At 40.3% G+C, this 15,041-nt stretch carries 14 protein-coding genes and 4 tRNA genes; 14 read left to right on the top strand and 4 right to left on the bottom strand.

What is annotated here, in order from left to right:
- Positions 1–83 precede the first annotated feature (83 nt).
- From G6R09_RS04620 to G6R09_RS04600, 5 genes are all read left to right on the top strand, one after another.
- Positions 84–1,649 (top strand): DUF2264 domain-containing protein, encoded by a 1,566-nt coding sequence (locus tag G6R09_RS04620; RefSeq protein ID WP_163920741.1) that lies wholly within the window; start codon positions 84–86, stop codon positions 1,647–1,649.
- Between the two features lie 117 nt (positions 1,650–1,766).
- Complete coding sequence (locus tag G6R09_RS04615) at positions 1,767–2,621, top strand: tagatose bisphosphate family class II aldolase (RefSeq protein ID WP_163920739.1); 855 nt, start codon at positions 1,767–1,769, stop codon at positions 2,619–2,621.
- Between the two features lie 191 nt (positions 2,622–2,812).
- Positions 2,813–3,793 (top strand): sugar kinase, encoded by a 981-nt coding sequence (locus G6R09_RS04610; protein WP_065176565.1) that lies wholly within the window; start codon positions 2,813–2,815, stop codon positions 3,791–3,793.
- Complete coding sequence (locus G6R09_RS04605; RefSeq protein ID WP_163920736.1) at positions 3,780–4,424, top strand: bifunctional 4-hydroxy-2-oxoglutarate aldolase/2-dehydro-3-deoxy-phosphogluconate aldolase; 645 nt, start codon at positions 3,780–3,782, stop codon at positions 4,422–4,424. Before G6R09_RS04610 ends, G6R09_RS04605 begins: the two co-directional genes overlap by 14 nt.
- Before the next feature lie 9 nt (positions 4,425–4,433).
- Positions 4,434–5,021, top strand: coding sequence for a DJ-1/PfpI family protein (locus G6R09_RS04600; RefSeq protein WP_163921093.1), 588 nt, complete (start codon positions 4,434–4,436; stop codon positions 5,019–5,021).
- A 64-nt stretch (positions 5,022–5,085) separates the two neighbouring features.
- Here the strand turns inward: G6R09_RS04600 and G6R09_RS04595 are convergent, their stop codons facing one another.
- Positions 5,086–5,763: a type 1 glutamine amidotransferase domain-containing protein gene (locus tag G6R09_RS04595; protein WP_065167156.1), complete on the bottom strand. Its 678-nt coding sequence runs from the start codon at positions 5,761–5,763 to the stop codon at positions 5,086–5,088.
- A 269-nt stretch (positions 5,764–6,032) separates the two neighbouring features.
- Positions 6,033–6,755 (bottom strand): YebC/PmpR family DNA-binding transcriptional regulator, encoded by a 723-nt coding sequence (locus tag G6R09_RS04590; RefSeq protein WP_065167155.1) that lies wholly within the window; start codon positions 6,753–6,755, stop codon positions 6,033–6,035.
- Positions 6,756–7,083: 328 nt separating this feature from the next.
- On the opposite strand from G6R09_RS04590, the gene G6R09_RS04585 reads away from it, so the two are divergent.
- The 4 genes from G6R09_RS04585 to G6R09_RS04570 all read left to right on the top strand — a co-directional run bounded on the left by G6R09_RS04585 (position 7,084) and on the right by G6R09_RS04570 (position 9,184).
- Entirely contained in the window at positions 7,084–7,812 is a 729-nt protein-coding gene (locus G6R09_RS04585; RefSeq protein ID WP_205522977.1) for an IclR family transcriptional regulator, read from the top strand.
- A 44-nt stretch (positions 7,813–7,856) separates the two neighbouring features.
- Entirely contained in the window at positions 7,857–8,810 is a 954-nt protein-coding gene (locus G6R09_RS04580) for a formimidoylglutamase (protein ID WP_163920733.1), read from the top strand.
- A 166-nt stretch (positions 8,811–8,976) separates the two neighbouring features.
- Positions 8,977–9,067, top strand: a tRNA-Ser gene (locus tag G6R09_RS04575).
- Positions 9,068–9,107: 40 nt separating this feature from the next.
- A tRNA-Asp gene (locus tag G6R09_RS04570) sits at positions 9,108–9,184 on the top strand.
- Between the two features lie 662 nt (positions 9,185–9,846).
- Here the strand turns inward: G6R09_RS04570 and G6R09_RS04565 are convergent.
- Positions 9,847–10,467 (bottom strand): LysE family translocator, encoded by a 621-nt coding sequence (locus tag G6R09_RS04565; protein ID WP_163920730.1) that lies wholly within the window; start codon positions 10,465–10,467, stop codon positions 9,847–9,849.
- A 339-nt stretch (positions 10,468–10,806) separates the two neighbouring features.
- Here G6R09_RS04565 and G6R09_RS04560 point away from each other — a divergent pair, with 339 nt between their 5' ends.
- Complete coding sequence (locus G6R09_RS04560) at positions 10,807–11,445, top strand: deoxynucleoside kinase (protein ID WP_163920727.1); 639 nt, start codon at positions 10,807–10,809, stop codon at positions 11,443–11,445.
- A 58-nt stretch (positions 11,446–11,503) separates the two neighbouring features.
- Here the strand turns inward: G6R09_RS04560 and G6R09_RS04555 are convergent, their stop codons facing one another.
- Complete coding sequence (locus G6R09_RS04555; RefSeq protein ID WP_065167150.1) at positions 11,504–12,538, bottom strand: PotD/PotF family extracellular solute-binding protein; 1,035 nt, start codon at positions 12,536–12,538, stop codon at positions 11,504–11,506.
- A gap of 187 nt (positions 12,539–12,725) precedes the next feature.
- Here G6R09_RS04555 and G6R09_RS04550 point away from each other — a divergent pair, with 187 nt between their 5' ends.
- The 4 genes from G6R09_RS04550 (at position 12,726) to G6R09_RS04535 (ending at position 14,828) form a co-directional block, all read left to right on the top strand.
- Positions 12,726–14,006 carry an FAD-binding oxidoreductase gene (locus G6R09_RS04550; RefSeq protein ID WP_065167149.1) on the top strand — a complete coding sequence of 427 codons (1,281 nt, stop codon included), beginning with the start codon at positions 12,726–12,728 and terminating at the stop codon, positions 14,004–14,006.
- A 104-nt stretch (positions 14,007–14,110) separates the two neighbouring features.
- Positions 14,111–14,458: a RidA family protein gene (locus tag G6R09_RS04545; RefSeq protein ID WP_065167148.1), complete on the top strand. Its 348-nt coding sequence runs from the start codon at positions 14,111–14,113 to the stop codon at positions 14,456–14,458.
- Positions 14,459–14,620: 162 nt separating this feature from the next.
- Positions 14,621–14,711: transfer RNA gene (locus G6R09_RS04540), tRNA-Ser, on the top strand.
- A gap of 40 nt (positions 14,712–14,751) precedes the next feature.
- Positions 14,752–14,828: transfer RNA gene (locus G6R09_RS04535), tRNA-Asp, on the top strand.
- Positions 14,829–15,041 lie beyond the last annotated feature (213 nt).

Here is a 15,041-nt window from a genome sequence, read left to right as displayed (position 1 = left end):
TGCTCAAATATATCGCACTGCCATTATATTGAAGTAATATCAATATGATTGTGGTGCGTTATTGTTCATGGAGGATAACAAGAATGAATGATGTACAAGCCACAGTTGCAGCACCTGATACTAAAGTCAATATCGAACAAACCTCTCTAAACACAGTATTGTCACCGCCTTATAAAGCGAAAAATATTTCAGCCATCGAGCGACCAACGATTGCCTATGAACATCCAACGGCTGCGATGTATGTGCAATTATTTAAACAGCGACTAGTGCGTTTAAAAATGAAAGCGACGACTTACTCGATTAATGATGCAGCGGTAGCAGATTATTTTGCTAAACCTAATGTAAGCATTGAGAACAAGTGCCAACACTTAGTGCGTTATGTTGCTGAAGCGTTTGAACATTATTCGGTGTGGGATTATAGCCATGCTTATTATCCGGGACGTCCAAGTCAACAAAATGCTCGTACAGATGCGATGGAAGGTACCAGCAGAGTATTACCGACGTTAGCGGCATGGTTAAGTCACCATGGTCCACAACCATTAGTCGGTTTAAATGATAAGCCGTTAGATATTGTGACAATGTTACGTCAGGCTTTTTTAGCGGGAACAAACCCACAACATGCTGGCTATTGGGGCCAATTACACGACTATGATCAGCGTATTTGTGAAAGTGCCGATTTAGCATTGGCATTATGGCTCAGCCGTGAATATGTTTGGCAACAAATAACAGCAGCACAACAAGCGCAAATCATTACCTGGTTTAAACAAGTTAACCACTGTCAAACTGTTGATAATAATTGGCATTTATTTCCACTAACGGTGCAATTAGTTATTAAAGCACTCACTGGCGAAGATAGTGTTGCTTATGATAAGTACCAACGAATTAAAGAGTTTCATGTGGGTGATGGTTGGTTCCGTGATGGTGCTAAAGGCAATTATGATTACTACAACGCATGGGGATTTCATTATTCGCTTTATTGGCTTGATCAAATCGATGCCAATTTTGATCGCGACTTTATTCATCAAACCTTAGCGGATTTTGTCAGCCAATATCGCTATTTCTTTACTGCTGAAGGCCTACCTTTCTTTGGTCGTAGTGCTTGCTATCGTCTTGCCGCTGCAGCGCCTTTGATTATGGCCGTTGATCAACACAGTGCGGTGATTTCTGCAGGTGAAGCTCAACGCGCATTTGCGACCAGTTTAGAATATTTTATCAGTAATGGTGCGATGCAACATGGCGCACCAACCCAAGGGCTGTTTGGTGATGATACCCGTCTGGTTGATAACTATAGTGGGCCTGCAAGTAGTTTTTGGTCATTACGCGCGCTGAATATCGCTTTATTTTGTGGTGAACGCTGTGGTTTGTGGCAGGCAGAACAACAACCGTTACCTATCGAGCAAGGTGATTTTAATTTTTCATTACCTGCTATTAATGCACAACTGATGGGCGTTTTCGAAACGAAAGAGGTGATGGTGGTCTTTAAAAATGATTATCTCAGCGAACAAAGTCCATTATCGCGGTGTTTAGAATCTCAATCCTCGCGTCATTACTGGTTAGAAAAGATCCTCGGGCGAGCACAAAGACCGAAAAATAACTTATTGCGTAAAGGTATTACTTGTTATTCATCAAAGATGGCACATTTCTTTTGATTTCATTTTGTTATTTATTTTCGATTTGAAAGTGATTATGTGATTCAGATCTTTTTATTTGTTTTTGTTTTCGAATATGATTTAAATCGAAAGTTAACGGAAGGTTTGAGGTTTTTTATGTTTTTGGTTTCTTCGCGTGAAATGCTGTTGAAAGCGCAGCAAGGTGGCTATGCCGTCCCAGCTTTTAATATTCATAATCTAGAGACAATTCAAGTAGTTCTTGAAACGGCGGCTGAGATGCGTTCTCCAGTTATTCTTGCTGGAACGCCTGGTACTTATTCTTACGCGGGTACTGATTACTTGGTGGGTATATGTCTTAAAGCTGCCCATATTTATCAAACGCCAATTGCACTGCATATGGATCATCATGAGTCATTCAGTGATATTCGTACTAAAGTAGAGGCAGGTATTAAATCAGCAATGATTGATGGGTCTCACCATAGCTTTGAAGGCAATATCGATATTACCCGTAAAGTCGTGCAATTTTGTCATGGATGGGATTGTTCAGTTGAAGCTGAATTAGGCCGTTTAGGCGGGCAAGAAGACGATCTTATTGTGGAAGATAAAGATGCACTTTATACCGATCCTGATGCCGCGATTGAATTTATTAATGCAACGGGTATTGATTCATTAGCGATTGCAATCGGTACTGCACACGGTATGTATAAAGAGCAGCCACAGTTAGATTTTGATCGCTTAGGTATTATTCGCAGTAAAACAGATACTCCATTAGTGCTTCATGGCGCTTCAGGTGTGCCTGATGAAGACGTTCGTCGTTGTATCGAATTAGGTATTACCAAAGTAAACGTAGCCACTGAACTTAAAATTGCGTTTGCTGATGCTGTAAAACAATATTTTATTGAGCACCCACAAGCGAATGATCCACGTCATTACATTATTCCGGGTAAAGCGGCAATGAAGCAAGTTATTCAGAATAAAATTCGTGTATGTGGTAGCGAAGGAAAAGCGTAATTAACCACAAACTAGAACCTCTCGCCATGGATGACACAATGTAATACAGATGCCCCCTAAAGTGCCTTACTTTATTCAGTATTACATTTATAACGTTGAGTGATGATGTTTTTTGGCCATGATTGCGCTCCCATTTCAAGCACTCATGGCCTTTTTTCTGCCAGCTAATACTAGCCAGTAGGTGAAGAAAAATGACATATTCGAATGTAGCGACAAAGCACAACATCGCCATTATTGGTGAGTGCATGATTGAACTAAGCGGCACGCCTTTTACGACTCAACAGCAAAATTTTGGTGGCGATACGCTTAATACCGCCATTTACCTTTCTCGATTGCTACCGCAAAGCTCGCCTTGTTATATCACTGCACTTGGTATCGATAATTACAGCCATGCGATGATTGATGCATGGCAACAACAAGGCATTGATTGCCGATTTGTAATGCGTGACCGTGATAAATTACCAGGAATGTATGCGATTGAAATTGATTCACAAGGAGAGCGTAGTTTCCACTATTGGCGCAATGATTCTGCAGCACGTTATATGTGTGAGCATACGCAGTTTTCACAAATTATGGCACAACTAAAAAGCTATGATTTGATCTACCTCTCAGGGATCTCTTTGGCGGTTTTACCGGAACATGGCAAAATTAAACTGATTGAAGCGCTTGCTCGCTTAAAAGCTGAAGGTTGTAAAATTGCGGTTGATTCTAATTATCGGCCGCGATTATGGAATGGTGCCACGCATGCTAAAACATGGTTATCAGAATTATATCGTTTAGCCGATATTGCATTAGTGACCGCTGATGATGAAGATTTATTACGGGGTGAAGTTAATACGCCGGCAACGGTTATTGCTGATCGTTTGCACCGTTTAGGTGTCGAACAAGTGGTGGTGAAATTAGGCAGTAACGGCGCAATGTGGTCATGTGCCGGTCAGCATGGTTTTGTTGATGGTAATAAAATTGATGAGGTTGTCGATACCACCGCCGCTGGCGATTCTTTTAATGCGGCTTATATCGCGGCATGGGCAACAGGTTTACCAATGGCTGAATGTTGTCAGTGGGGCAATAACCTCGCAGCACAAGTAATTCAACATCGTGGGGCAATTATTCCACAGCAATGTACCCAATATTTAACGGATTTAATGAGTAGTAATTATGATGACAAATGAATGGATTGATCGTTTGCGTGCATTGCGAGTAATGCCTGTTATACAAATTGAAAATGCAGCTGATGCGGTACCACTTGCTAAAGTATTAGTCGAAAATGGTCTGCCAGCTGCGGAAATTACCTTTAGAACGGCAGCTGCAGCTGAATCTATTCGCTTAATTCGCGCCGCTTATCCACAAATTGTATTGTGCGCAGGAACAGTATTAACCACAGAGCAAGTCGATGCTGCAATTGCGGCTGGAGCTGATTTTGTGATTAGCCCAGGTTTTAATCCAACCACAGTAAAATATTGTTTAGTCAATAATATTAAGATGATCCCTGGAGTTAATAATCCAAGTTTAGTTGAGCAAGCATTAGAATTAGGTGTAAGTGCGCTTAAGTTTTTCCCTGCAGAGGCGTCAGGTGGCATCAATATGCTTAAATCATTGGTTGGGCCTTATAGCCAAATTCAATTGATGCCTACAGGTGGCGTTACACCGCTAAATTTAAGTGATTATTTAGCTATTCCTCAAGTAATTGCTTGTGGTGGTACTTGGATAGCGCCAACAAGTGCTATTACGCAGCATGACTGGGATTTGATTGCCGCCAATGTACGTGAAGTGTGTGCAATGATTGCTCAGGCGAAAGCATAAGGATTGATGATGACCAATGTAAAGCATGTTGCGGTATTGCTTGCCGATGGTTTTGAGGAAGGCGAAGCGGTTGTTTTTATCGACATTATGCGCCGTTTAGATATTAAAGTAGACGTGTTGTCTTGCATGGCAACCACCACGCTTAATACTTATTTTGAAACTAAAATCAGTGCTGATTATGTGTTAGCAGATAAATTCGACACCACTTATGATGCTGTAATGATGCCCGGTGGGCCACAAGGCACTGATAATTTATCAGCTAATGCCAATGTCATTGCTTTTTTAAAGCGTCATATTGAAGCTAATAAGTATATTTGTGCATTATGCTCATCTGGCGCAAAAGTACTTGCAGCACATCATTTATTGCAAGGCCGCACGTATACAACCGGTGATAAACTCGCTGAAAAATTCGACGATGGTCAATTTATAAAACAGAAAGTAGTGGTTGATGGCCAATTTATTACTGGGCGTGGTTTAGGTGTCAGTTTTGAATTCGCATTTACTGTTGCACGTTATTTATTAGCCGATAATCAGCAGAAAGTGGATTGGCAAGCAAACCATATTTATTTTGAGCATTGGCCGCTGAATAATAATTAAATTATAACGTCCGGTGTCTGAATATTAAAAGCCTAGCTAATCAAATAGCTAGGCTTTTTAAATACTATTGTAATTGGCGAATTATTTCTGCGGCAACAGCTTGAGCTGATGCTGGATTTTGTCCGGTGATGAGATTTTTATCGACAACAATATAGCTCTGCCAATCAGCCCCTTTACTATAATGTGCACCTTGACTAGTTAACATATCTTCAAGTAAAAAAGGCACAACACTCGTTAAGCCAACGGCAGCTTCTTCACTGTCGCTAAATCCAGTGACATTTTTACCGTTGATTAATGGGCTGCCATCAGGATTTTTAGGGGCTTTTAATGCGGCTGGTCCATGGCAAACCAAACCTGTCGGTTTATTGTTCAGATAACAGCATTCAATGATCTTTTGTGATGCGCTATCTTGTGATAGATCCCACAGTGGCCCATGACCGCCAGGATAAAACACGGCGTCATAATCGGCAGGATTTATGGTCGATAATAACAATGTATTGGCTAATTGTGTAATGGCGTCAGGATCATTTTTAAAACGCAGAACAGATTCTGTTTGCATCTCTGGAGTATCACTTTTGGGATCAATCGGCACTTGTCCACCATTAGGAGAGGCGAGAGCAACGGTGTAGTTATTATCTTTAAAGGCGTAAAACGGCACTGTAAATTCATCGAGCCATAGACCCGTTTTAGCGGCGGTTTCACCTAAATTTTGATGAGACGTTAATACAATTAAAATATTCATATTTATCCTTTAACTCCCGTGTAAATAAGCCACATTCATTGAACATAAATTAATATTACAATTAGTTATAGGCTTAAATAATTACAGCAACAAGTAGAATAGTTATGTTTTTTGTCAATATTATATCTAACTAATTATCAAAATTATGGCATCAGCGAAGAGGGGAGTGTAAAGGCCAATTAAAGTAGTAATTAAGCGAGGCGGTAGATAAGTATAGATAAACAAAAAGGCCACAGAAGTGACCTTTTTGTGAAAAATAGCAGTCTAACTTAGTCTGCCATTTCAGCATTGTGGTAAACGTTTTGTACGTCATCACAATCGTTTAGTGCATCAAGGAATTTCTCAAACATTGCAATATCGTCACCAGCCAATTCAGTCATTGTCTGTGGAACGAAAGCAATTTCTTCAGAATCAATCACAACATCAGCCATTGTTGCTGTAAGTGCATTTTTAACTTTGAAGAATTCAGTGTGAGGAGCATAAACGGTAATTTCGCCATCTTCACAAGTGATGTCAGTAACGTCAACGTCTTCCATCATTAGATTTTCAAGTACGACTTCTTCGTCAGTACCTTTAAATTCAAATACTGCTTGATGCTCAAACATGTGACCAACAGTACCAGGGCTGCCGATTTTTGCATGGTTCTTAACGAATGCTTGACGAACGTCCATGAAAGTACGGTTGTTGTTATCTGTTAGACAGTCAACGATAACCATGCAGTTGCCTGGGCCAAAACCTTCGTAACGTGCAGTTGAGTAATCTTCACCGCCGCCGCCTTTCGCTTTATCAATTGCTTTGTCGATAACGTGGCTTGGTACCTGATCCTTTTTCGCTTTTTCAATAAGACGGCGAAGTGCTAGGTTGCTATCTGGATCTGGACTGCCGTTCTTAGCACAAACGTAGATCTCTTTACCGTATTTAGAGTAAACCTTGATCTTAGCGCCTTGGGTTTTTGCCATAGACAATTTGCGTACTTCGAACTTTCTTCCCATGAGGAATCACTCTCTTTTACTGTTTTAGACGGTCAATATTGTGCAGATTTTACCAGTAACCTCCCTGTTATGGCTAGTTAGATCTGTATTTATACGAAGTAAAGTCGATTTTTTTTATGTTTACGTTGAAATAATAAACGGGGCTTAAAAACACTAACTCTTGGTTTTATTTTTGGAGTGAAAGATTTCAAATATAGGCTTATTTCTCGCAATGTAATAAAAAATAATAGTTAAATCCCATATTTTCTCGTTATGTAAGAATTAAGCTTGTCGTTAGCGATAGAATTAGTTACAAATAATCATCACACAAATTAGAGATGACCTACCTGTGACTCATTCACTCAGTGCTAATGAAAAATTGTTGCAAGTGCTTATTCACATTGCGGCGTCAAATGTGCCGTTACAAGCACAACAACTCAGTGCCGAAATGGAAATGCCAATAAGTAGCGTATATCGCTATTTAGCGTTACTTCGTGATTGGAATTTAATAGAGGAAAATCATGGTCGTAATACTTATAGTGCCGGCCCTGCTGCATTACAACTTCAGCGTAATTTTGAAATGAATTCACCATTACCTGATGGCGTAAGACCGATTTTAAAGCGGTTACAGCAGCAAACTGGCGAGATGTCAGCTTATATGGTTGCGGTGGGATTTAATGCCTTATGTGTTGATAGTATTGATAGCCCGTATGCATTGCGCTGTAGTTATGAAAAAGGTCAAAGTCAGCCATTGATCCGTGGTGCCTCTGCGAAAGTAATTTTGGCTTATTTACCACTAGCACGCCAATTAACGATTTTAGAACATTACGATATTACCGAACAGCAACAGATAGATAGTTGGATTGCCGAGTTAGATCTTATTAAACAAGATGGTTTTGCTATTAGTACATCAGAAATTGATGTCGGTGTTTCTGGTGTCAGTGCTCCTGTGTTTGTGGGTAATAAAGTGGTTGGAGCTGTTAGTGTTATGGCACCTGCAGAGCGTATTAATAGCCGCAAAAATAAAATTGTAATGTGTGTATTACAAGCAGCAAGAGCATTACCACCACAACACTAGGGTGTGTTGTTTATAAAGGCAAAGTAGATAGGGAAGGTAAGCGTATGTTAGTCGAACAATTAAAAAAATTATTTAAAAATGAGCCTCAAAAACCGATGCTATATCATCGCAAACATACGCTCATCAGCCCTTATACTCAACAATGCCAACCTGGTGTGATGTTAGTGGGGGTTATTTCAGATCTTAATGTTGATTGGGGCCGTGGTCGGCAAGGAGCCAAAGAAGGTCCTGCCAGTATTCGGCGTATACTTCCGCGCACTCATCCACAAACGGCATTGCCTTTTTATGATGCCGGTGACATTGAACAAACTATTGATGATCATAGCTTTGCGGCAGTAAGTCACAGACAACATCAATTGTTGTTGCGTGGTTTACGTGATGGTCATTTTCCCGTTGTTCTCGGTGGTGGCCATGAAATATCAATCGCCAGTTATCAGGCATTGTCTGATTTTAGTGCCGATACACAACCAACGCTTACCGCTCCTCGTGTGGGGGTGATTAATTTTGATGCCCATTTTGAGCTAAGACCATCATTGTCGTTACGGGCTGGCTCTGCATTTCATGCAGCATGGTGTTATAGCAAACAGCAGCAACGCGATTTTGATTTTCTTGGTTTAGGTATTTGCGATCATGCTAATTCACAAGCGATGTTTAAACTAGCACAAGATCTTGGCTGCCAGTGGTTGCTAGATAATCAAATGACAGCTCGCAATAAAAAACAGATTCAGGCGCAACTGGACAGTTTTATAGATAATGTTGATTGTATTCAGCTAAGCATAGATTTGGATGTGTTTTCGTCATCAATAGCACCAGGGGCTAATATGACGCGCATGCATGGCGTGAGTTTATCAATGGTTGAATGGGCAATTAAACATATAATGGCAAGCGGTAAAGTTAAGATTGTCGACATTGCTGAATTGAACCCTGAGTATGATTACGATAATCAGACGGCTAAATTAGCCACCAAGCTAATTCAAACCATTGTTCATTTTGTCTAACCCCTATTTATAAATGGGTAACAACATGAAAAAGATGGTTTTATCAGCGTAAAGATCGATTTTTAATGATTTTGATTAAAAAACAATATCAGTAATAATAAAATTACTGTTTTTGTAAAAAAAAGACTTTACAGCTAAGGCTAAGCTCGCTATTATTCGCGCCATTGGAGAGATGGCTGAGTGGTTGAAAGCACCGGTCTTGAAAACCGGCATACGTTTATAGCGTATCTAGGGTTCAAATCCCTATCTCTCCGCCATATTCTAGAAATTTGATTTAATCGAGTTTCATACAGAATTGGAGCGGTAGTTCAGTTGGTTAGAATACCGGCCTGTCACGCCGGGGGTCGCGGGTTCGAGTCCCGTCCGCTCCGCCAACACAACGAAGCCTCGTCAGCAATGACGAGGCTTTTTTGCATCTGTAGTTTTAAAAACTTAGATAATAAATGCCAGATACGATAAATGGTGACATAAGTGCGAATCATTGACCTGTCACGCCGAGGGTCGCGCTGATTTTCGGAATGGCAAGTCCCGTCCGCTTCACAACACAACGAAGCCTCGTCAGCAATGTGAGGATTTTTTGCATATATTTTTTACAATGAATACCCAGCGGTTATTATCCGTCATCTCGGAAGAGAGGTACGAACTATCCGTGATCTATTCATCACGTGTTTGAGCATTAAAGATGGCAGTGAACATGCGTTAAAACTCAACGGAAATAGTCACTCTACGGCGCGTGGATAGTAGATTCCCTATCTCGTTCGTAACCTCACTGTAGGGAATGACGGGTGGTTGTTCGTCACCTTATTGTAGGGAATAGCGATGAATGTCATTCGTACAATACTACAGGTAATAACACTGGTTATTATCCGTCATCTCGGAAGAGAGGTACGAACTATCCGTGATCTATTCATCACGTGTTTGAGCATTAAAGACGGCAGTGAGCATGCGTTAAAATTCAACGGAAACAGACACTCTACGACGCGTGGATAGTAGATTCCCTATCTCGTTCGTAACCTCACTGTAGGGAATGACGGTGCTACTTATTTACCGCTAAATAGGCCCCTGCTGCAATCATAATACCGCCAGCCGTTTGGTTTAGACGCTGTTGTGCTGTTGGCGTTTTGATCACTTTTGCTAATCGTGAAGCGCCATAAGCAACAAGCATAATCGCAGTCATTAATGCGATCGAAGATAAGACCGAAACTAAAACAATATCACTGCGATTTAAGTGGGTTAAATCAATAAAAGTCGGTAAGAATGAAACATAGAACAAAATAACTTTAGGGTTTGATGCTGAAATCAAAAAACCATGTCCGAAACTGGCGAAGGCTGTTTGTTGGGTTTTTTGTTGTTCAGCATTTGGTTGATTGTGTGTAAATGCAGTTATCATCTTATAGCCAAGATAGATTAAATAACCGGCACCGAGATAACGAATAATTAAAAATATTTCTGACCAATTTTCAGCAATGGTAGCTAATCCAAAACAAGCAAGTTGTAAGTAAAGTAAATCACTGCATACCATGCCTAATGCCATCATGACACATTTTGTGGGGCCTTCTACCATTGCTTTAGCAAGAATGGCAAATACACCAGGACCTGGAGTGATCGCAAAAATGAAAATAGCACCAAAGAACGCGATGGCAGCCTCAAATGACATTAAGTTATCTCAGAATATGAATATTTTGTTGATGCTATCATGAGGTTGCTATTTTTCAATCTCATTTTATATCAGCGATATATTAGTGACTAAGACATAGTTTGGTTCAATGTGACTTTTTGCTTACGAGTAAAGTGTTGCTAAATAGATATTGATGCTAGTTTTAGTTCTACTTTGGCGCTTAAAGCATACTGTTTTGGTTTATTAATCACCAAACAGTATATAAGGGATGGTTTTTTGCGGCGTTTAGTTTCAGAATGTCGGGTTTAGAGCATTGGTAAACGTAAAGAGAACCAAAACATGGTTCTTTTATCGCTAAACCTTTAGAGGGAAAGATTCTTGGATAAGCCCCAAATTATATGTGTAGAAGGTAATATCGGTGCTGGTAAATCGACATTACTCCCTCAACTCGCAGCAGCACTAAACGCGACAGCTATTTTAGAACCTGTAGATACTGATCCTGAATTTCAACATCTATTAGGTGAATTTACACGTGACCCTTTTAACGTTACTGCGCGCAGCAATTTTCAATGTTATATCACAGCACAACGCGCTGAGTTACTGAATAATTTGAATCCGAAAGGGGTTTATATTATTGAGCGTTCTTTGTTGAGTGATTTGGTCTTTACTCATGCTTGTATTGCCAATTACAACAGCACAGCTGAAGACATAGCTAAACATATGGCGTGTTATCAGCACTTGATCAGTCAAATTAATCAATATCCAACCATTGATTATTGTATTTATTTAAAGACAGATCCTGAGATAGCTTATCAGCGTATGCGTCAGCGTGGTCGTGTTGAAGAGATGGGATTAGATCTTGGCTATATTAGTGATATCGATGCATTTCATGATGCGGTATTACCTCAAGCATGTCGCAAAATGGGTACTAAGTTGATTCGTATTGATTGGAATCAACCACGTGTTATTAGCGATTTACTACCACAATTGAATACTGCAGGTTTAGTTGTTAACTAATCTAATGCTGTAAACGCAAGAGGCTACAGTTAATGGTTAACCGTAGCCTCTTAGCTAATTAGCTTTTTAGCATTTGCCAGTATTTTTGGTAAATATTTACCGCATCACCAACGTCATTTGTGAATTCACCATTATTGACTTGCTCGTCAGTTGGGAAAATCATTGGATCCGTTTGTAATTCAGCGGGTAAAAACTGCTTAGCCTTCTTGTTGGGTGCTGGGAATCCAAGCGCTTCAACAATTTTTGCTTGGTTTTCTGGTCGCATAAAGAAATCAATAAACTTGAACGCAAGCTCTTTATGTTCGCTGCCTTTCGGGACGATAAAATTATCCATCCATAAAATTGCACCGTCTGTAGGATAAACAAACTTCAATTCTGGCATTTCTTTTTTCGCCATAAAGGCATTACCATTCCACTGCATACCGATCATGGCTTCCCCTGTAACATAAGGGACATGCGGTGCATCAGAATTGTAAACCACCACGTTTGAACGCAGCTGGCGTAACTTTTCGTAAGCCTGTTTAATTTCAGCTTCGTTAGTGCTATTAATGCTGTGGCCTTGGGCACGTAATGCCATACCGAACACATCGCGAACATCATCAAGTAACATTACTTGTTGTTCAAAATTGGTGTTCCATAAATCTTTCCAGCTAGTTACCTGATCATTGGTGATCACTTCAGCATTGTAACTAATCCCCGTGACGCCCCATACATAAGGTAATGAGTAGTCATTGTTAGGATCGAAAGGTTGTTTCATTAGGCCTGAATAGATGTCATTTAAGTGATGCATCTTGCTTTTATCTATTTTTGCAAGCATGCCTTCACGGGCCATTTTTTCAATAAAGTACGTTGATGCAAATGCAACATCATAACCCTTGCCATCAAGTAGCTTGAGCTTAGTGTACATTGATTCATTATTATCGAACGTAGAGTAGTTGACAGTGACATCATATTCTTTTTCAAAGGCTTTGATTACATCTGTTGGCATATACTCTGCCCAGTTGTAAACGTTAAGCACATCATTTGCTGCCGAAACATTAAATGCTGAAAGTGCGAATGCTAGTGTGGTCACCCCTTTGAATATTTTCTTCATGTTATTAATTCCTAATTGACCAGGTAAGTCAGATCCGAGCGCGGATATTAGAGTTAACTACCAAAGTGTCAAAATTTATCGTCATAACTTATGACCCTGATCACATTAATAAATTGCTTGTACAGCTCTAAGAGTCGTGACATTATCCGCGCGATTTTTAACCTGTATTTTTTTGTGGGCAATTGGAATGTCAATCAGCAGTCAATATATCGATAGTTACTACCAAGCAACCGTTAATGCGTTACCAGAACAACCAATACTTGATCAGGCAATTGAAGCTGATGTTTGTATTATTGGTGGCGGTATGACGGGGTTAAATGCCGCGATTGAATTACGTCAAAAAGGATTCTCTGTTGTGGTGCTTGAATCACAACGTTTAGCATGGGGAGGTTCTGGACGTAATGGTGGTCAATGTTTAGTGGGTTATTGCCTTGGGTTACGTGAGGTTGATGAAACATACGGACCTGAGTGGGGTAAACAACTATGGGATCTTTCTTGTGAAGCGATTGATATTGCTCGCGATCGGATTGAGAAATTTAATATTGATTGTGATTTTCAACAAGGCTATATCGAATTAGCATTGAAGAAAAGCCAAGAAACAGAATTAAAATCTTGGCATGACCTTAAACAAGGCCGTTATGATTACCCAAGTGCGAGTTGGTGGGATAAAGATAAAGTTAATCAAGTAGCGCATACTGAACGCTATTTAGGTGGACTTTATGATTCAAACAGTGCTCATATGCACCCACTAAATTACACTCTTGGTTTAGCACAAGCGGCATTAAGTTTAGGGGCGACTATTTTTGAAAATACGCCAGCAGTTAAACTTGATAAAGGTAATCCGCATATTATCCATACCCCTAAAGGTCAGGTTAAAGCGAAACAAGTGTTATTAGCGTGTAATGCCTATTTAGATGGATTAAACCGTAAAGCACAAAGTGTGGTGTTACCTGTTGTGTCATACATTGGTGTGACCGAGCAATTGGGTGATCGCCAGCCTATCAGTAATATGATGGCAATGTCAGATCTAAACAATAGCCTTGACTATTATCGTCCAACGCCTGATGGCCGTATTTTATTTGGTGGCGTTAATCATCCATTTAATGGTGAGTATAGTGATTCAAGCGAGCGTTTACGCCAGCGTATGATCACGGTATTCCCACAACTTGCTGATGTAAAAATGGAATACCATTGGGGCGGTCTATTTGCAGTAACACGCTCTTACATGCCACAAATTGATCACTTAGGTAACGATATTTATGTTGCTCATGGTTATACCGGTCATGGTGTTGGATTAACCAATATCGCAGGTAAAGTTGTTGCTGAAGCAATGGCAGGTACCGCCGAGCGCTTTGATGTCTTTGCTAAAATTAAGCATGGTTGGATTCCAACCCCTGAGGTTTTACGTAAACCGGCACTAGCAATGGCTATCTGGAAAGCACGCTTGGAAGACTCACTGGGTAAATAATTAAAATTTATTTGCAATAAAATACAAAAATGTAAGTTTATTTGCTATCTTGACCGGGTTAATAATGAATTATTTGCTTATTTTAACCCATCAGAGAGAGCATTATGATCGAGCGTCAAGAAACGAAAGCCCGTATGAGTCGCATTGTGAAGCACAATGGTACTATTTACCTTTGTGGTCAAGTTTGTGCCGATGCAACCAAAGACATTACTGAACAGACACAAACCATGCTTGAAAAAGTGGAAACATTACTTGAGCAAGCGGGCAGTGACAAAGAGCACATGCTATCAGCCACTATTTATATTAAAGATATGAGTATGTTTGCTGAGATGAATGCAGTATGGGATAACTGGGTACCAGCTGGACATGCACCTGCGCGTGCATGTGTTGAAGCTAGTATGGCTCGTGATGCTTTGTTGGTTGAAATTTCGGTGATTGCCGCTGAAAAGTAATACTATACTTCTTTGTAATTATCAAAGGTCGACAATATGTCGGCCTTTTTTATGCATAATTGATGCTAAATTCACACATAAGAACAAAAAACAAGCGACTGATCTTTTTAATGAAATTTTAGCTTTACAGCCAAGGCCAAGCTCGCTATTATTCGCGCCATTGGAGAGATGGCTGAGTGGTTGAAAGCACCGGTCTTGAAAACCGGCATACGTTTATAGCGTATCTAGGGTTCAAATCCCTATCTCTCCGCCACATTCTAGAAATTTGATTTAATCGAGTTTCATACAGAATTGGAGCGGTAGTTCAGTTGGTTAGAATACCGGCCTGTCACGCCGGGGGTCGCGGGTTCGAGTCCCGTCCGCTCCGCCAACACAACGAAGCCTCGTCAGCAATGACGGGGATTTTTTGCATCTGGAATATTTAACCTAGATGCAAAAAGTGTGAATAATCGGTCTGTCACGCCGAGGGTCGCGCTGATTTTCGGAATGGCAAGTCCCGTCCGCTTCACAACACAACGAAGCCTCGTCAGCAATGTGAGGATTTTTTGCATCTGGAATATTTAACCTAGATGCAAAAAGTGTG

The organism is Photobacterium sp. Alg240-V54 (genome assembly GCF_900537155.1).
Classification (GTDB): Bacteria; Pseudomonadota; Gammaproteobacteria; order Enterobacterales; family Vibrionaceae; genus Photobacterium.
The sequence above is the reverse complement of the archived record's forward strand: the minus strand, read 5'-3'. Positions and strand labels throughout refer to the sequence as shown.